This window comes from Streptomyces sp. NPDC050546 (assembly GCF_044457425.1).
Taxonomy (GTDB): Bacteria; Actinomycetota; Actinomycetes; order Streptomycetales; family Streptomycetaceae; genus Streptomyces.
In genome coordinates, this window is record NZ_JBITGX010000004.1 from 306,694 (window position 1) to 323,276 (window position 16,583).

Annotated in this window: 16 protein-coding genes; 11 read left to right on the forward strand and 5 right to left on the reverse strand. The window is 67.0% G+C overall.

The features are described 5' to 3' along the window. Positions 1–8 precede the first annotated feature (8 nt). Both fusA and tuf read left to right on the forward strand, forming a co-directional pair. Positions 9–2,135, forward strand: a complete 2,127-nt coding sequence (gene fusA / locus ACIBK5_RS12355) for an elongation factor G (RefSeq protein WP_184591469.1) — start codon at positions 9–11, stop codon at positions 2,133–2,135. Between the two features lie 155 nt (positions 2,136–2,290). Further along, positions 2,291–3,484: an elongation factor Tu gene (gene tuf / locus ACIBK5_RS12360; protein WP_399018776.1), complete on the forward strand. Its 1,194-nt coding sequence runs from the start codon at positions 2,291–2,293 to the stop codon at positions 3,482–3,484. Positions 3,485–3,639: 155 nt separating this feature from the next. On the opposite strand, the gene ACIBK5_RS12365 is transcribed toward tuf, so the two are convergent. The 4 genes from ACIBK5_RS12365 to ACIBK5_RS12380 form a co-directional block, all read right to left on the reverse strand. Next, complete coding sequence (locus ACIBK5_RS12365) at positions 3,640–3,789, reverse strand: hypothetical protein (RefSeq protein ID WP_399018778.1); 150 nt, start codon at positions 3,787–3,789, stop codon at positions 3,640–3,642. Beyond that, complete coding sequence (locus ACIBK5_RS12370; RefSeq protein ID WP_399018780.1) at positions 3,786–4,133, reverse strand: hypothetical protein; 348 nt, start codon at positions 4,131–4,133, stop codon at positions 3,786–3,788. Before ACIBK5_RS12370 ends, ACIBK5_RS12365 begins: the two co-directional genes overlap by 4 nt. A gap of 86 nt (positions 4,134–4,219) precedes the next feature. Further along, positions 4,220–5,086: a helix-turn-helix domain-containing protein gene (locus ACIBK5_RS12375; RefSeq protein WP_399018781.1), complete on the reverse strand. Its 867-nt coding sequence runs from the start codon at positions 5,084–5,086 to the stop codon at positions 4,220–4,222. Between the two features lie 202 nt (positions 5,087–5,288). Beyond that, positions 5,289–5,744, reverse strand: coding sequence for an ATP-binding protein (locus tag ACIBK5_RS12380; RefSeq protein WP_399018783.1), 456 nt, complete (start codon positions 5,742–5,744; stop codon positions 5,289–5,291). A gap of 155 nt (positions 5,745–5,899) precedes the next feature. On the opposite strand from ACIBK5_RS12380, the gene ACIBK5_RS12385 reads away from it, so the two are divergent. After that, positions 5,900–6,778, forward strand: a complete 879-nt coding sequence (locus tag ACIBK5_RS12385) for a helix-turn-helix domain-containing protein (RefSeq protein WP_399018786.1) — start codon at positions 5,900–5,902, stop codon at positions 6,776–6,778. Beyond that, entirely contained in the window at positions 6,775–6,996 is a 222-nt protein-coding gene (locus tag ACIBK5_RS12390; RefSeq protein WP_399018788.1) for a DUF397 domain-containing protein, read from the forward strand. The genes ACIBK5_RS12385 and ACIBK5_RS12390 overlap by 4 nt, the downstream gene beginning before the upstream one ends. A 311-nt stretch (positions 6,997–7,307) precedes the next feature. Here ACIBK5_RS12390 and ACIBK5_RS12395 read toward each other — a convergent pair whose 3' ends face one another. Further along, positions 7,308–8,696 carry a S41 family peptidase gene (locus ACIBK5_RS12395; RefSeq protein ID WP_399018790.1) on the reverse strand — a complete coding sequence of 463 codons (1,389 nt, stop codon included), beginning with the start codon at positions 8,694–8,696 and terminating at the stop codon, positions 7,308–7,310. A gap of 134 nt (positions 8,697–8,830) precedes the next feature. Here ACIBK5_RS12395 and ACIBK5_RS12400 point away from each other — a divergent pair, with 134 nt between their 5' ends. From ACIBK5_RS12400 to ACIBK5_RS12430, 7 genes are all read left to right on the forward strand, one after another. After that, on the forward strand, positions 8,831–9,352 hold the full coding sequence (locus tag ACIBK5_RS12400; RefSeq protein ID WP_399018792.1) for a hypothetical protein: 522 nt from the start codon (positions 8,831–8,833) through the stop codon (positions 9,350–9,352). A 67-nt stretch (positions 9,353–9,419) separates the two neighbouring features. Next, positions 9,420–10,070 (forward strand): hypothetical protein, encoded by a 651-nt coding sequence (locus tag ACIBK5_RS12405; protein ID WP_399018794.1) that lies wholly within the window; start codon positions 9,420–9,422, stop codon positions 10,068–10,070. Between the two features lie 7 nt (positions 10,071–10,077). After that, positions 10,078–10,620, forward strand: a complete 543-nt coding sequence (locus ACIBK5_RS12410) for a barstar family protein (protein ID WP_399018796.1) — start codon at positions 10,078–10,080, stop codon at positions 10,618–10,620. Positions 10,621–10,754: 134 nt separating this feature from the next. Beyond that, positions 10,755–15,338 (forward strand): RHS repeat-associated core domain-containing protein, encoded by a 4,584-nt coding sequence (locus ACIBK5_RS12415; protein ID WP_399018798.1) that lies wholly within the window; start codon positions 10,755–10,757, stop codon positions 15,336–15,338. 28 nt (positions 15,339–15,366) lie between these two features. Beyond that, positions 15,367–15,798 carry an SMI1/KNR4 family protein gene (locus ACIBK5_RS12420; protein ID WP_399018800.1) on the forward strand — a complete coding sequence of 144 codons (432 nt, stop codon included), beginning with the start codon at positions 15,367–15,369 and terminating at the stop codon, positions 15,796–15,798. Positions 15,799–15,891: 93 nt separating this feature from the next. Then, positions 15,892–16,359, forward strand: a complete 468-nt coding sequence (locus ACIBK5_RS12425; protein WP_399018801.1) for a hypothetical protein — start codon at positions 15,892–15,894, stop codon at positions 16,357–16,359. After that, the gene (locus ACIBK5_RS12430) at positions 16,350–16,553 is read left to right on the forward strand and encodes a hypothetical protein (protein ID WP_399018803.1); all 204 of its coding nucleotides are present in this window, start codon (positions 16,350–16,352) and stop codon (positions 16,551–16,553) included. The genes ACIBK5_RS12425 and ACIBK5_RS12430 overlap by 10 nt, the downstream gene beginning before the upstream one ends. Positions 16,554–16,583 lie beyond the last annotated feature (30 nt).

Genomic DNA, 16,583 nt, shown 5'->3' on the forward strand with positions numbered 1-16,583 from the left:
GAAGCCTTATGGCTACCACTTCACTTGACCTGGCCAAGGTCCGCAACATCGGGATCATGGCCCACATCGACGCGGGCAAGACGACCACCACCGAGCGGATCCTGTTCTACACCGGTGTGTCTTACAAGATCGGTGAGGTCCACGACGGCGCCGCCACCATGGACTGGATGGAGCAGGAGCAGGAGCGTGGCATCACGATCACGTCTGCTGCGACCACCTGTCACTGGCCGCTCGAGGACAACGACTACACCATCAACATCATCGACACCCCGGGGCACGTCGACTTCACCGTAGAGGTGGAGCGCTCCCTGCGTGTGCTCGACGGTGCCGTGACGGTGTTCGACGGTGTCGCCGGTGTCGAACCGCAGTCCGAGACGGTGTGGCGTCAGGCCGACCGTTACGGCGTTCCGCGTATCTGCTTCGTCAACAAGCTCGACCGGACCGGCGCGGAGTTCCACCGCTGCGTCGACATGATCTCGGACCGCCTTGGTGCGCAGCCGCTGGTCATGCAGCTGCCGATCGGTGCCGAGGCGGACTTCAAGGGCGTCATCGACCTCGTGACGATGAAGGCCCTGGTCTGGTCGGCCGAGGCGACCAAGGGCGAGATGTACGACACCGTCGACATCCCGGACACCCACGCCGAGGCTGCCGAGGAGTACCGCGGCAAGCTGCTCGAGGCCGTCGCCGAGAACGACGAAGAGCTGATGGAGCTGTACCTGGAGGGCACCGAGCCCACCGTGGAGCAGCTCTACGCCGCGATCCGCCGTATCACCATCGCGTCCGGCAAGAGCGACGGCACCACCGTCACCCCCGTGTTCTGCGGCACCGCGTTCAAGAACAAGGGCGTTCAGCCCCTGCTCGACGCGGTCGTGCGCTACCTGCCCACCCCGCTCGACGTCGAGGCCATCGAGGGCCACGACGTCAAGGACCCGGAGCAGGTCATCGCGCGCAAGCCGTCGGAGGACGAGCCCCTCGCCGCGCTGGCGTTCAAGATCATGAGCGACCCGCACCTCGGCAAGCTCACCTTCGTCCGCGTGTACTCCGGCCGTCTGGTGTCCGGCACCGCCGTGCTGAACTCCGTGAAGGGCAAGAAGGAGCGCATCGGCAAGATCTACCGCATGCACGCGAACAAGCGTGAGGAGATCGAGTCGGTGGGCGCCGGCGACATCGTCGCCGTCATGGGCCTCAAGCAGACCACCACCGGTGAGACGCTGAGCGACGACAAGAACCCGGTCATCCTGGAGTCCATGGACTTCCCGGCGCCGGTCATCCAGGTCGCCATCGAGCCCAAGTCGAAGGGTGACCAGGAGAAGCTGGGCGTCGCGATCCAGCGCCTGGCCGAGGAGGACCCGTCCTTCCAGGTCCACACCAACGAGGAGACCGGCCAGACCATCATCGGTGGTATGGGCGAGCTTCACCTCGAGGTGCTGGTCGACCGCATGAAGCGCGAGTTCAAGGTCGAGGCCAACGTCGGCAAGCCGCAGGTCGCCTACCGCGAGACGATCCGCAAGGCCGTCGAGCGCGTCGACTACACGCACAAGAAGCAGACTGGTGGTACCGGCCAGTTCGCCAAGGTGCAGATCGCGATCGAGCCGATCGAGGGCGGCGACGCCGCGTACGAGTTCGTGAACAAGGTCACCGGTGGCCGCATCCCGAAGGAGTACATCCCTTCGGTGGACGCCGGTGCGCAGGAGGCCATGCAGTTCGGCATCCTCGCCGGCTACGAGATGACGGGCGTCCGCGTCACGCTCATCGACGGTGGCTACCACGAGGTCGACTCCTCCGAGCTCGCGTTCAAGATCGCCGGCTCGCAGGCCTTCAAGGAGGCCGCCCGCAAGGCCAGCCCCGTGCTGCTCGAGCCGATGATGGCCGTCGAGGTCACCACGCCCGAGGACTACATGGGTGAGGTCATCGGCGACATCAACTCCCGCCGTGGCCAGATCCAGGCCATGGAGGAGCGGGCCGGTGCCCGCCTCGTGAAGGGCCTGGTGCCCCTCTCGGAGATGTTCGGCTACGTCGGAGACCTCCGCAGCAAGACGTCGGGTCGCGCAAGCTACTCGATGCAGTTCGACTCCTACGCCGAGGTTCCCCGGAACGTCGCCGAGGAGATCATCGCGAAGGCCAAGGGCGAGTAACGCACCGCGTCTACACGCCGTAGGCTTGACTCCGGAGCCTTGAGGGGCATTCCGTCACAATCGTGGCGAGAATGCCCCGGGCCCGGGCTTTCCAGCAAAGATCACCTGGCGCCGATGAGTAAGGCGTACCAGAACCACTCCACAGGAGGACCCCAGTGGCGAAGGCGAAGTTCGAGCGGACTAAGCCGCACGTCAACATCGGCACCATCGGTCACATCGACCACGGTAAGACGACCCTCACGGCCGCCATTACCAAGGTGCTGCACGACGCGTACCCCGAGCTGAACGAGGCCTCGGCCTTCGACCAGATCGACAAGGCTCCCGAGGAGCGCCAGCGCGGTATCACGATCTCGATCGCGCACGTCGAGTACCAGACCGAGACGCGTCACTACGCCCACGTCGACTGCCCCGGTCACGCGGACTACATCAAGAACATGATCACGGGTGCGGCGCAGATGGACGGCGCCATCCTCGTGGTCGCCGCCACCGACGGCCCGATGCCGCAGACCAAGGAGCACGTGCTCCTGGCCCGCCAGGTCGGCGTTCCGTACATCGTCGTCGCCCTGAACAAGGCCGACATGGTGGACGACGAGGAGATCCTGGAGCTCGTCGAGCTCGAGGTTCGTGAGCTGCTCTCCGAGTACGAGTTCCCGGGCGACGACGTTCCGGTCGTCAAGGTCTCCGCTCTGAAGGCCCTCGAGGGCGACAAGGAGTGGGGCAACTCGGTCCTGGAGCTCATGAGCGCCGTCGACACCGCGATTCCGGAGCCGGAGCGCGACGTCGACAAGCCGTTCCTGATGCCGATCGAGGACGTCTTCACGATCACCGGTCGCGGTACGGTCGTCACCGGCCGTATCGAGCGTGGTGTCCTCAAGGTCAACGAGACCGTCGACATCATCGGCATCAAGACCGAGAAGACCACCACCACGGTCACCGGCATCGAGATGTTCCGCAAGCTGCTCGACGAGGGCCAGGCCGGTGAGAACGTCGGTCTGCTGCTCCGCGGCATCAAGCGCGAGGACGTCGAGCGCGGCCAGGTCATCATCAAGCCGGGCTCGGTCACCCCGCACACCGAGTTCGAGGCCGCGGCGTACATCCTGTCCAAGGACGAGGGTGGCCGCCACACGCCGTTCTTCAACAACTACCGCCCGCAGTTCTACTTCCGTACGACGGACGTGACCGGCGTGGTGACCCTCCCCGAGGGCACCGAGATGGTCATGCCGGGTGACAACACCGACATGAAGGTGGAGCTCATCCAGCCCGTCGCCATGGAGGAGGGCCTGAAGTTCGCCATCCGCGAGGGTGGCCGCACGGTGGGCGCCGGCCAGGTCACCAAGATCAACAAGTGAGTCTTCGGACTGGCTTGAGGGTCTACTGACCTGAGTGGCTCGAAAGGGCCCGTACGACTTCGGTCGTGCGGGTCCTTTTGCTGTTGGCCGGGGGGCATCGCGGGATTCTGGGCGTGGGGGTGCCTGAACAGGTCGCTGCAGTCCGGGGGGCAGGCTCAGAAGCCCAGGTACGTGATCTGGACGATGTAGATCCGCTCGCTGCGGACGACGACTTCCGCCTTCCTGTCCACCTCGGCGAGGAAGTCGGTGGGAGCGGTTCGGGCCGCTTCCTCGGCACCGAAGGCGTACTCCCATTTCCAGCTCACCCGCGGACTGCCTTCATGGCCTCGTCGAGGACGGCGCTCAGTTCGCGCAGCGCATCCTGGGCGATGGCCGGGTCCTCGTGTTCCAGGTTGGTCTTCGCGTGGGCGTAGCGGGTGGACAGGTCGGGCCGTCGGGCGATCTCGATGTCCCGGGCCCAGGCCAGCACCCAGCTCTGCACCGGGCTGAGGGACTGCCATTCGACAGCCTTGGCGAACGCGTCGTCCTTGGTGGCCTGCATCTCTCCCAGGCGGGCCGGATCGACGGTGGCGAGAGCCGCGCGCAGGGCGTCGGGAGTCTGCTGAGGGCGGGGGGCCAGCTCATGTCCGTGGTCGGCCTGCGTGCTCATCGTGTCCACCTCCGAGGAGTGCCCGGGCCAGGCTATCCCGCCCGGGTGCCGGGGAAGCGCGGCGATGTGGGCGGCAGATGTTCTCCTCATGCTGCTCCCGGAAGCTCGGTTCGGCCGGATCGGCAATCGCGGCAGTGGCCCGGGGCCGGTGCGCGGAAGGCTCGGTCGCAGGTGTCGCAGGTCTGGAGGGGGTGCCGGGCTGGCGGTGGGGATGCGGCCGGTCGCGCGAAGGGCGGCGGGGGCGGTAGCTGGGCCGTGAGGCGGTGGGCCAGGAGGGCGGCCGGGCGGCGGAGGGGCTCGGGTGGGAGGTCGGTGGTCATGGCGTGGCGTACGGCGGCGGGGGCGACGTCTCGCTCCAGCCAGGCGGCGACGCCGGGGGCGAGGTGGGCGGTGTCGCCGGCCGAGAGCAGGAGGCGGGGGTCCTCGCGGCGGAGGCCGGTGAGGAGGTCGGTGGCCTGCTGGAGGAGGGCGGGGGCCGGGCAGGCCGGTCGCGGTACGGCGGGCAGGGTCTTGCCGCCGGACGGCCTCGTCTGCTTCCTCGGGGCCGGAGGCGGAGCCTCTGCACCCCTGTGACCTGGCTGGTTGCAGGAGGTCGTACGGGTGATGATCCGGCCGTCGGGTACGCGTACGCGCTCGCGGCGCAGGTAGCCGTGGGCTTCCAGCTCTTTCAGGGCGGCGGCGATACGGGTCGTGCCCTCGGGGAAGCGGGTGGCGAGCGACTTGATGTCGATGCGGGCGCCGACGGGCAGCGACTGGATGTGCGTGCCGAGCCCGATCGCGAGCAGCGACAGCTCCGGGTGCTGGGCGAGGTGGTTGCCGATCACCGTGAAGCGGGTGGTGTGGCGGGTGTGGTCGTGCACCAGGCCGGAGTGGGGATGCCGCCGGTTCGGGTGCTTCTTTGCGGCAACCCGGGTGTGGGCGTGCGAGGGCACGTTAGGGTTCTGCGTATCCATCAGGAAGTTTGAGCCTTCCTCGGTGGTCAGGCCCTCGCACTGGGATTGCCGTCCCGGCGGGGGCCGTCGCATGTCTGCGGTTGTGTTGCGCTGAGCGTAGGGCAGGCAATGGCCCCCGACGCCAGTCGAGTTGGTGATGTTCACCCGCGCGGGTGAGGCCTCTCGGCGGCCGGGAGGAGGGGTGGGGCTTGGTGGGGTCCTTTCAGCTGTCTGTTCCTTCTGGGAGGCCGCCCGCGCCACCGAAGTCCAGGTTCTTGGGCTCCGGTACGAGGCCGATCTCGGCCCAGACGGTCTTGCGGGGCGGGAGCCCGGCGGTGGTGCCCCAGCGGTCGGCGAGCGCCTCGACGAGGCGCAGGCCCCTGCCCGCCTCGGACAACACCGGCAGACGGTCGCCGCGCGTGTCCGTCACCTCGATGCGGAGCGTGTCAGCGACGACGTAGAGCAGCAGGCGGAAGTCACGACCGGGGACGCGGCCGTGCGTCACGGCGTTGACCGACAGCTCCGCGACGACCTGCCTCGCCGGGTCCAACGGCAGCCCCCAGGAACGCAGTTGCTCGACGGCCAGGAGGCGGGCCAGCCGGGCACCGCGTGGGGTCGGCGACAGCTGGAGGCTGAAGTTGCGGACGGGGGTGGTGAGTTCAGTGGATCGCTGCTTCACGTCACTCAGAGTGGCGGTGCGCGCTTATCGTGAACAGTGACTCAGCGGGTGCGTACGGTGACTGTCCGGAGCTTGTCCAGTGGTGTCCGGGCTGTCGGGGCCGGGCGTACGGGTAGGGCGCAGGGCATGTTCGTACGACGGCGGAAGGGTGCGGGATGACGGCGGTCGAGGCGGACTCGGGACGGCTCAAGGGCGAGGCGGACGAGCCGGGTTGGGAGGTGGACCCCGACGACGAGTGGGGCGTCGCCGTCATCGCGACCGTCGGACGGCAGCTGAAGCTGCGGCGGGAGGCGGTGGGGATGCGCGCCGGCGAGTTCGGGATGGCCGTGGGGTACGGCGAGGACATGGTCTACAAGATCGAGAGCGGGAAACGGATCCCTCGGCAGGACTATCTCGTCAGGGCGGATGGGGTGCTGGGGGCGGGTGGGCTGATTGCGGCGACCTGGGAGGACGTGAAGAGGGTTCGGTATCCCAAGAGTGTGCGGGCGCTGGCGCAGTTGGAGTCCAAGGCGGCTGAGTTGGGGGTGTACGTCGGGCTGAGCATCCATGGGTTGTTGCAGACGCCCGAGCATGCGCGGGCCTTGTTCGAGGCGTGGCAGCCGCCCTACTCGGAGGAGGAGGTGGAGCACCTGGTTGCCGCGCGTATGGCCAGGAAGTCGATCTTCGAGCGCTGCCCAGCGCCGTCGCTCAGCTTCGTCCTGGAAGAGGCCACGCTGCGCCGACGGGTTGGAGGCACAATGATGTGGCGTCAGCAGCTCGAACACCTGCTGGGGGTGGCCCGATTGCGTAACGTCTCGCTTCAGGTGATGCGGATGAGCTCAGGAGCTCATCCGGGGCTGGACGGCAGGATCGAGGTGCTGAAGTTCGCCGATGGCTCGGCAGTGGGGCGCTCTGACGGCGCGTTCAGCGGCCGACCGACATCCGATCCGAAGCACCTGCGGATCCTTGAGCTGCGGTATGGCACCATCCGGGCGCAGGCTCTTACGCCGGAGGAGTCGCTGGCCTTCATCGAGCAAGTGCTGGGAGAAACATGATCCGCAAGCCTTCCGCAGAACTGGTCTGGTTCAAGAGCAGCTACAGCGACGGCCCCGACGGCAACTCCTGCGTCGAGGTCGCGATAGCACCCCACACCATCCACGTCCGCGACTCGAAGCAGGACCACGGTCCCCGACTGGCGCTCTCCCTCACCACCTGGGCGGGATTCGTGTCGGGAGCCGCCAAGTTGGCCCAACTGGAGCCTTCCGGCCACTAGCCCGCCCCATTCGCGGCCCCCCCAACGACCCATCCGCTCCACTCCCCGCTGCCGCCGCCGAACCACCCGGCGTGCATGCGAAAAGCAACCGCGCGCCCGTTACGCAGAGCGGCAACGCAGGCAACCGTAGGGTCCGAGGGACCTGGACCACCCGCGTTTCAGGGCCGCTCGCTCGCTTCTCCCACGTGCTTCCGCGGCCCGGGTCAAGGGTCGGGCGAAGGCCGATCGGCGGAGCCGACGCAAAGCGCCCTTGAGGCGGGTCGTGGAAGCACGACACTGGCAAAGAAGCGGGCGGCCCGACAGCGTCATGGTCAACGCCCCGCTGAAGCCCGACTCCGCAGCTCAGAGACAGCCCGGTCGAACGCGGAGTCCTTCTTCTCCTCGAACTCCTCCTTCGTGAACACCGGCTCGGAGAGGTGGGGCGGGATGCCGGGGCCGTCGTAGGTCCGGCCCGACCGGTTCAGGAACTCCTCGTTGGGGAGGACCGCGGCCATGCCGTTGGGCAGGTCGCGTTCCATGACGTCGGAGAAGACGCCCTGGGTGGCCTGGCCGATGCGGACGGTGTGTCCCGGCCGGTCGATCAGGGCCTGGGTGAAGGTCTCGCCGGCGCTGACGGTGGAGCCTGAGGTCAGTACGGCGATGGGCCCGGTGTAGCGGGGCCCGTCCACCGGCACGACCCGGATCGGCTCGGGCCGGGTGTGCCGGCCCGGGTCGCTCGGATGGTTCCGGGCGCGCTTGGCGTAGGCGACGTAGGGCGTGTCCGTCAGGCGCTCGGCGATGCGGATGCCGAGGGCGTCGGAGCCGCCGCCGTTGATGCGCAGGTCGATGATCAGGCCTTTGAGCCGCTGGGTGCGGTCCTTGGTGAGGACGGTGTCCAGGGCCTTGTCGAGCGCGGCGACGTGGGCGGCGTACGGGGCGTCCTCGGAGGTGTAGCCGGCGAACCCGGAGATACGGAGATAGCCCTGGCTGGTGCGGCCGGGCAGGTCGGCGTAGGTGATGCGGCCGTTCGCGAAGTCCTGGCGATACGGGGCGCCCTTCAGATCGCGTTCGACGACGAACTTCTTGACCTTGGTGTCCAACTCCTCCGTGGGCACCTCGGTGCCCGGGCGGACCTGGGCGAAGACGAGGTCCCCGTCCTCGACGGCGACATGGGCGTCGTAGAGGGGCCGCACCATGTCGCTGAAGACCTTGAAGAGCTCCTCGCGGGTGGTGTCTCTGTGCACCTTGGACCGATACCGGTCCCGGACGTCCCGCCAGTCGATGCCCTTCGCGGCGAAGAAGGGGTAGTTCTCGGCGAAGGAGTGCCAGAAGACGTCGAAGGAGGTGCGGGGGTCCTTGGGCATGGGGCGGGTGCAGTCGGCGGGCAGTTCCTTGATCCGCCGGAGCGCGCGATGGCCGACGGAACTGTCCGTACCGAGGGTGGCGCGGTCCCGGCCCGGCCCCGGGCGGACGGTCAGTACGGTGCCGTCGTCGGTCGTGTACGCGCCAGTACCGGTCCTCCGCGCTGCCTCGCCCTCGATACAGCTGACGGACGTCGTCTGGAACTCCTGAAGGGTGTCGCCGTCGAGGGAGAGGACGGTGCCGTAGCCGTCCATGCGCCAGACACCGTCGATGCCGGGCCTGCCGGAGCCGGCGGCGACGGGCGCTGCCCCTGCCGCGGCGAGGGCCAAGGCGAGGACGGTGGCTGTGACGGTTCGCATGATCGACTCCCCCGTTGTGTGGTCGTGTACCTCCTACGGTGCCCGGGGGAGCGGGGGCGGGCCATCCGGCGGGCTGGGTGGACGGGGGTGGGGGCAGCCCCCGGCCGGCCACTACCAGGCCGGGACAATGGAGCATGACTTCAGAACCGACAGCTGGTGAGGACCACCTCGACCTGGACGCCATCGAGGAGCTGTGCGTGGCCTCGACTCCGGATCCGGTCTTGGCCGCCACTGCCAGGGAGACGATGCCGCTGCTCGTGGCGGAGATCAGGCGCCTGCGCTGGCTCGTCTCCTTCGGAGCGTGCGACACGGCCGGCACCACGGGCACGGAGTTCGTACTGGCGCTCGACGAGGAGATGCTGGCGTACTTCCGCGAGATGGCGGACGTACTGGTGGAGCACATCGGTATCTCCCGTGCGGAGGCGGTCGCGAGGATCAACGCGGTGTACGGGACGCGGGAGTCGGTCAGCTGGGGTGTGGGACTCCTGGGCCACGAGCTGCCCGAGTACTGGGCGTACGGCGTGTACTACGGCCCGGATGACCAGCACCGCGTCCCGAAAGGATGCCCCACCGCGGACGCGGACATCGACTTCAGCACACATCCCGTACGCCCCGCACCACCGAAGGACTCGCCGTTCTGGACGCTGGAGGAGTAGTGACACGATGTGCGCACAAGTGATCGAGCGAACATCGCGTGAGCGAGTGAACGGGGAGGCCGGCGTCATGGCCCGCTACATGGAGACTCTGACCGTCGAGCGGGGCGGTTTCCGGATCAAGGTGCCGGAGACGTGGTGGGAGTTCGACGTACGCCCGGAATCGCGGGACGACTCGATCCGCCGAATGGTGAGCGAACGTGTGCAGCAGCGCCCGGAGTTGGAGCAATACCGCGGCACCTACGTCGACTTCCTCCAGAAGGCCGCCGCGGACGCCTGGAAGTCGGGCGCGCTCTACTGCGGCTGCATGGCGGAGAACTTCGGCGGCGATACGCCGATAACCGGCTCAGTGACCGTCTCCCTCGTCGGCGGCCGCAACGAGCGGGGTGAGCCACTCTCCAACGACCCCTCTGCCATCGCGAGCCAGCTCGCGGTCAAGGAGGCCAAGCGAGAGGGCGACTCCTGGCGCAAGGTGACGACGGTCGACATCCCCGGAGTCGGCCCCGCCGCCCGCACGCACGGCATCGAGGACATCGCAGTCCCTGGCGACACCCTCAACCGCACCATCCGTGCCGTCCTGATGCAGACGTACATCCCCGTTCCGGGCCAGGAGGGCAAGGTCGCCCTGGTCGCCGGCAGCAGCCAGGTCCTCGACCTCGCGGACTCGTTCTTCGACATCTTCGACGCGATCACGTCGACGTTCCGGTTCACGGAGGCGTGATGAGGCAATGACCGGTGTCGACATCACGGGGACATCGGAGCCCTGGGTCATCTTCGTCGCGCGAGGAGATACCGGCATCCAACGGCAGCTGTCAGGGCTGGAGGCGAAAGGAGGGCGTGTCCACCACTTCGACTCCCGCGACCTGATTACTGAGGAGGGGATCTACCGTTCCTTCGCGGAGGTTCTGCAGTTCCCCGGCTACTTCGGGATGAACTGGGACTCTGTGGTGGACTGCCTGGATGACCTGTGCGGTGCGGTGACGGGCGGAGTCGGGATCGTGGGTGTGATCCATGACGCGGACCGACTACTGGAGGCGGCACACTTCCCCCTGTTCGTGTCAGTCCTTTGTCAGGGTGCCGACCGTGCGAATGGGGCGGTAGATCTCGACGGGTTTCCCCTGGATCGTCTTGCGATCGCCGAACACTTCGTATTCGAGTTCCGTCAGTTCGATCGCGAGAAGGTGGCGCTGCGCATCGAACAGCCTGACCTCACCGTCACCGCCGGCGACTCCTTCGCCGCTGCCAGCCTCAACCCCCGGATGTGGCACTGAAGTCGCGGCGAGCGGGCCGCGCTCGGACGCTGTCCGCGATGTGGGGGCTCACTTTTCCTCGAACGGCTGTGCCTTGTAAGTTCACGTGTGCATACGGTTGTTGACGTTGAGGTGCGCGTGACGGGGGTTGGGGTATGGCGGGGCACAGGCCTACGGACTGGCATGTCCTGGATCTGGACAAGGACCCGACGCCGGGCGACCCGCAACGCGTCCGCACGCTCGCGAAGCATCTGCACGACTTCGCCGACGATGTCTCGGAGGGGCTGCGGCTGGTCAAGGGCATGGCGGGCGAGGGCACCCTCCTGGAGTGGGCGGGCAAGTCCGCGGACGTCTTCAAGGAGGACTTCGCGGATGTCCCGAAGAACCTCAAGAAGCTGAAGAAGTCGTACGAGATGTGCGGTGACGCGCTCTCGGACTTCTGGCCGAAGCTGGAGCGTGCCCAGTCCCTGGCCGACAAGGCCCTCATCAAGGGCCGCGAAGCGCGCGACAACCTCTCCTCGGCCCAGTCGAAGCTGACGTCGGCCGACTCCTGGGTCACGCGGGCCGGCAAGGAGGCGGACAAGTACAAGGACGACCCCACCGGCAGCAAGTCGGACGCGGACAAGCCCGACGAGGCAAAGGTCCGCGCCGCTACCCGCGACGTCCAGCACGCCAAGTCGGCCCAGTCCAAAGCCCAGTCGGACGTCGCCGACGCGCAGGACGCCTTGGCGGCGGCGAAGAAGATGGCCGAGGACGCGCGCAAGATGCGCGAGGACGCGGCGCGTGAGGCGAAGTCGAAGATCGACGAGGCCTCGGACGCGGGTATTCAGAACCGGTCGTGGTGGGAGGAGGTCGGTGACTGGTTCACCGACAACTGGGACACCATCGTGGCGGTGTGCAAGGTCGTGGTCGCGGTCGTCGGGATCGTGGCGATGATCATCGGCGGGCCGATCCTGGGTGCGATCGTGCTGATCGCAGGTCTCGTGGTGCTGGCCGACTCGCTCTACAAATACTCCAAGGGGCAGGCGTCCCTGTGGGATGTCGGGCTCGCGGCTCTGGACTGCATACCGGGCATGAAGGGCCTGACCACGCTCGGGGGGCTGGCCAAGGGCCTCAAAGTGCTCGGCAGAGGCGGCCTAAAGGGCATGGCGCTGGGCGCCAAGGGACTCGGAAGGAGCGCCAAGGGCCTGGTCGGGGACGGCGCCAAGGGGGCTTACAACCGTCTGAAGACCAAGATCTTCGGATGCGGTGACCCCGTCGACATAGCAACCGGCGCGATGTATCTGCAGCAGACGGATGTTGAACTTCCCGGCCTGTTGCCTCTCGTGTTCACCCGCCGTGGCTCCTCGAACTACCGCTGCGGATGGTGGTTCGGTCCGACCTGGGCCTCCACGGTGGACCAGCGGCTGGAGGTGTCCGACGGCAGCGCCGTCTTCGTCACCGAGGACGGCATGTTGCTCACCTATGAGTTCCCCTCCACCACCGGCGCCCGTTCCTATCCGGATCAGGGACCTCGCTGGCCGCTCACCCTCCTCGACGACGGCGGCTTCGAGATCCAGGACCACGACACCGGACATACACGCACCTTTGCACCTGCAGTGCGAGGTCTGTCGCTGCTGCACCGGATATCCGACCGGAACGGCGCCTCCATCACCTTCGACTACGAGCCGGACGGCACGCCCCTCGCCATGCGGCATTCCGCCGGATACCACGTGACGTTCACAGTGGCCGACGACAGAATTCATGCGCTGCATCTGCGCGGGGCCGGCGAGGACGGAGACGTCACCGTCAAGCGCTTCCTCTACACGGACGGCCGGCTCACCGGAATCGTCGGATCGGCCGGGACCCCGCTGGGGCTCACCTATGACGATCAGCACCGGATCACGGCGTGGACCGACACCAACGGCAGTTCGTACCGCTACACCTACGACGAGCGAGGCCGTTGCACGGCACAGGGCGGTGAGGCCGGTCATGTCTCCTTCACCTTCGCCTACGACGGAATCGACGGCGACCGGCCAGATTATAGGGTCACCACGGTGACGAGCGCTTCCGGCGCTTCGAGCCGCTACGTCATCAACGCCGACTCGCAGGTGGTGGCCGACGTCGACCCCCTCGGCGGCCGGCGGACGAGGACGTTCGACAGCAACCACCACCTCCTGTCCCACACCGATCCGCTGGGCAGGACCACGCGGGTCGAGTACGACGCCGAAGGCCGTTGCATGGCGGTCGTGCGCCCTGATGGTGCTCGCAGCGACTACACGTACAACGCACTCGGCCTGACCGTGATCGTCGCTCTACCCGACCGCACGTCTGTCCGGAGTTCCTACGACGCGAAGGGGAACCGCACAGCGATCACCGACCCCGACGGTGCCACGAGCACGTACGTGTACTCGGCGGCCGGGCACCTGCGTGGCTTGACGGACGTCCTTGGGCACACGACGACGATCCGCACCGACGCGGCGGGGCTACCCGTCGAAGTCACCGACCCGCTCGGGGGTGTGATCCGCCACGAGCGCGACGCGTTCGGACGCACTGTCCGGTTGACGGACCAGATGGGTCACATCACCAGTCTCGAGTGGTCCGTCGAGGGATGGCTGACGCGGCAGACGGACGCCGACGGCACGGAGACGTGGGAGTACGACGGTGAGGGAAACTGCCTCCGCCACGAGGACACCGCCGGTCATGTGACTACCTACGAATACACGCACTTCGACCTGCTGTCGGCCAGGACGGATTCTGCGGGGACGCGGTTCGTCTACTCATACGACGCGGATCTGCGCCTCACCCAGGTGACCGCGCCCACAGGCGATACCTGGCAGTACGCCTATGACGCCGCCGGTCGAATGGTGTCGGAGACAGACTTCGACGGTGTGACCACCCGCTACGCCTACGACCTTGCTGGTCAGCTCACCGCGCGAACGAATTCCATGGGCCAAACCATTCACATGGAGCACGACGTTCTGGGTCGCATGCTCCGAAAGCGCCTGGATGGCAGGACCATGAACTTCCGCTACGACCTGGGCGGCCGCCTCACTGAGGCGATGAGTCCGGAAGCGACGATCACCAGGACCTACGACGCGACGGGGCGGATCCTCACCGAAACGACCAACGGCCGCCGCTTGACTCACACCTACGACCTGACGGGCCGCCGGCGCAGCCGCGTCACCCCCAGTGGTGCCGTCAGCAACTGGAGCTATGACGCGGCGGGCAGCGCCGTCGAGCTCGTCAGCTCGGGAAACACCATGAGCTTCGACCGGGACGGTTTGGGGCAAGAACTGGCACGCCGGTTCGGCGACCGCACCGTACTGGCCAACACGTACGATCCGCGCGGACGTAGACTCACCCAGTCTCTGGTTCACGACGGACACACGCGAGGGTGGCGTCGCTACAGCTACCGGTCCGACGGATACCTCGACGCGATCGAGGATGCGGCCGGGGCGCGCAATGGCTACGAGACGGACCTGACGGGACGCGTAACCACGGTGCACGGTCCGCAGGGCACGGAACGCTACGGCTACGACGCACAGGGGAACCAGACGCACGCGTCTTGGCCGGCCGTGTTCCCCGGGCAGGAAGCGGTGGGCGACCGCAGGTACCGGGGGTTGCGCCTGGAGAGGGCCGGCGGCGTGCGCTACGAGTACGACGCGCAGGGACGCATCACGCTCCGCCAGAAGACACGTCTGTCACGCAGGCCGGACACCTGGCGCTACGAGTGGGATGCCGAAGACCGTCTGACGGCGGTCACAACCCCCGATGGCACCCGCTGGACATATCTCTACGATCCGCTCGGGCGCCGTATCGCCAAGCAGCGGCACACCGCGGACGGTGCAGGCGTCGCGGAGCGCACCGACTTCGTGTGGGACGGCACCACGCTGTGCGAGCAGAAGACCTGGTCCGTCGATCAGCCGCAGGAAGTCGTCTTGACATGGGACCACCAAGGGCAGCACCCCATAGCCCAGGCCGAACGCATCCTGGACGCGGGTGCCGGGCAACAGGAAATCGACCGGCGATTCTTCGGCATCGTGACCGACCTCATCGGCACCCCCACCGAACTCGTCGACGACGAGGGCGAGACGGCTTGGCTCGCACGTGCGACCCTCTGGGGCGCCACCACCTGGAGTCGCACCGCGCGGGCTTACACCCCACTGCGCTTCCCCGGTCAGTACTTCGACCTGGAGACCGGTCTCCACTACAACGTCTTCCGTTACTACGATCCTGAAACCGCTCGTTATCTCAGTAGTGATCCTCTGGGTCTGGCTGCGAGCCCGAACCCCGCCACCTATGTCCATAATCCGCTCACGTGGTCGGACCCGCTGGGGCTCACTCCTTGCGAAGACGCAGCCCGGCAGGCCGCAGCCCGAAACGAGACAGTGCTGGGTCCGAACGTGCCCGCGCGAACCGAAGCATCCGTCGGCAGCGCCGCAAGCCACAACTACAAGAAGACATTCTTCGAGGCACATCCAGGTCTCAAGGGAAAGGTTGTCGTCCATCACGCAATCGAGCAACAGGTGCTGAAGCGATATCCTGGTCTGTTTTCGGCGGACGAAATGCACTCCCTGGAAAACCTGCGAGGAATACCGAAGGGTGACATCAACAGCAGGGTTCACCTGAGTCAGATCCGAGTCGAGTGGAACAGGTTTTACGATGCGAACCCGAACCCGACTCGACAGGAAGTGCTGGATCAAGTGACGCGAGTCGATGATATGCTCGGCAACTGGTTCAGCCCGCGCATCCGATAGTCGTGCACGGAAAGATGGGTCCAGGAATATGTGGCGTGAGATCCTTGAAGCATTCCCGTCGGCGGAACTTCGTGGCTCTGTTGATTCCGACACTCTAGACCGGATCGAGGGGACTCTCGGTCAGCCGCTTCCCGGTGATCTCCGATCATTTTTGCTCGAGAGTGACGGACTTTCCGACGAGTACGGTACCGAAGTCGTATGGTCCGCCGAGCGAATTCTGCGTGACAATCTCTCGTTTCGCGGCGACGAACAGTTCCGCTCGCTGTACATGCCTTTCGACTCTCTGATGTTCTTCGGCGACAACGGCGGCGGCGATCAGTTCGCCTTCGTGCGTGCGCCCGAACGTGATGAGGTGTTCGTCTGGGACCACGAGACGGACAGCAGAAATCTCGTGGCTCCGGCTCTCGAGAGGTACGTGCGCAGCGCGCTCGAGAGTGATGGCGAGGACTGGTACCGGTAGTTCCGCCAGGATCAGCGGGTCCCGCGTGAGGGGTGACGAGTTCCGTAAATGATGGACGTAAGTGGAGAACTGAGTCGCATTTCCGGCCTTGGCATGCTCACCGGCCGGGCCGTCGAGACGGTTCTCTCCGCATCCGGCTGGGAAGGCGAGCGCAGGAACCCGGCGAAGCAGTGGGCCACCACGTGGCGCCGCGGTGACGCGCACGCCTGGATCCAGGGCGACGGCCCGGTGGAGGTGGAGTTCACGCTCTGGTACCGGACGGTCGAGGACGAGCGGCCGGACCCGGACACCTACATCGACGAGCTGTACGACGCCGCTTCCGCCGAACTTCCTCGCGTTGCCGACCAGTTGGAGTCGGGAGTGCTCGCGTCGCGCCTCGAGACCGTGGACGAGGACCTGACGGACGGGGTGGACTACATCGCCCACACGGCGTGGCGGATCGGGGACAAGGTCCTCCTGGCCGGCGTCAAGCACGACGACACCGACGCACCCGTTCAGCTGGTGGTCGTGATGCGGGGGCACGGCACGGGCGAGCAGGACGACGAGGGGGAGTGTCTCTGACGCGCAGCCTGGAGTGGGGCGACGGCCGGTTCCCCACGGCCCGAGCCGAGCCCATGGCGCGGGCGGTCTTCGCCGCCCTAGGAGGCGTCGTGGAGATCGGTGCCGTCCGGGCGGCCGGAACGCGGCTGCTCCCCGACGTCTCGGTCGGGGCGTTCCTCGAACCCCGGCAGGACGATCTGCGCCGCCTCCTGTAGGGCGTCCGCGTGGTCGGGCGGTTTCCTCGA

Bases quoted from the DNA above. Each gene is read 5' to 3' on its own strand.
- fusA (WP_184591469.1), top strand. From the start codon at position 9: ATGGCTACCACTTCACTTGACCTGGCCAAGGTCCGCAACATCGGGATC.
- ACIBK5_RS12370 (WP_399018780.1), bottom strand. From the start codon at position 4,133: ATGAGCACGCAGGCCGACCACGGACATGAGCTGGCCCCCCGCCCTCAG.
- ACIBK5_RS12375 (WP_399018781.1), bottom strand. From the start codon at position 5,086: ATGGATACGCAGAACCCTAACGTGCCCTCGCACGCCCACACCCGGGTT.
- ACIBK5_RS12385 (WP_399018786.1), top strand. From the start codon at position 5,900: ATGACGGCGGTCGAGGCGGACTCGGGACGGCTCAAGGGCGAGGCGGAC.
- ACIBK5_RS12390 (WP_399018788.1), top strand. From the start codon at position 6,775: ATGATCCGCAAGCCTTCCGCAGAACTGGTCTGGTTCAAGAGCAGCTAC.
- ACIBK5_RS12395 (WP_399018790.1), bottom strand. From the start codon at position 8,696: ATGCGAACCGTCACAGCCACCGTCCTCGCCTTGGCCCTCGCCGCGGCA.
- ACIBK5_RS12400 (WP_399018792.1), top strand. From the start codon at position 8,831: ATGACTTCAGAACCGACAGCTGGTGAGGACCACCTCGACCTGGACGCC.
- ACIBK5_RS12405 (WP_399018794.1), top strand. From the start codon at position 9,420: ATGGCCCGCTACATGGAGACTCTGACCGTCGAGCGGGGCGGTTTCCGG.
- ACIBK5_RS12410 (WP_399018796.1), top strand. From the start codon at position 10,078: ATGACCGGTGTCGACATCACGGGGACATCGGAGCCCTGGGTCATCTTC.
- ACIBK5_RS12415 (WP_399018798.1), top strand. From the start codon at position 10,755: ATGGCGGGGCACAGGCCTACGGACTGGCATGTCCTGGATCTGGACAAG.
- ACIBK5_RS12420 (WP_399018800.1), top strand. From the start codon at position 15,367: ATGTGGCGTGAGATCCTTGAAGCATTCCCGTCGGCGGAACTTCGTGGC.
- ACIBK5_RS12425 (WP_399018801.1), top strand. From the start codon at position 15,892: ATGCTCACCGGCCGGGCCGTCGAGACGGTTCTCTCCGCATCCGGCTGG.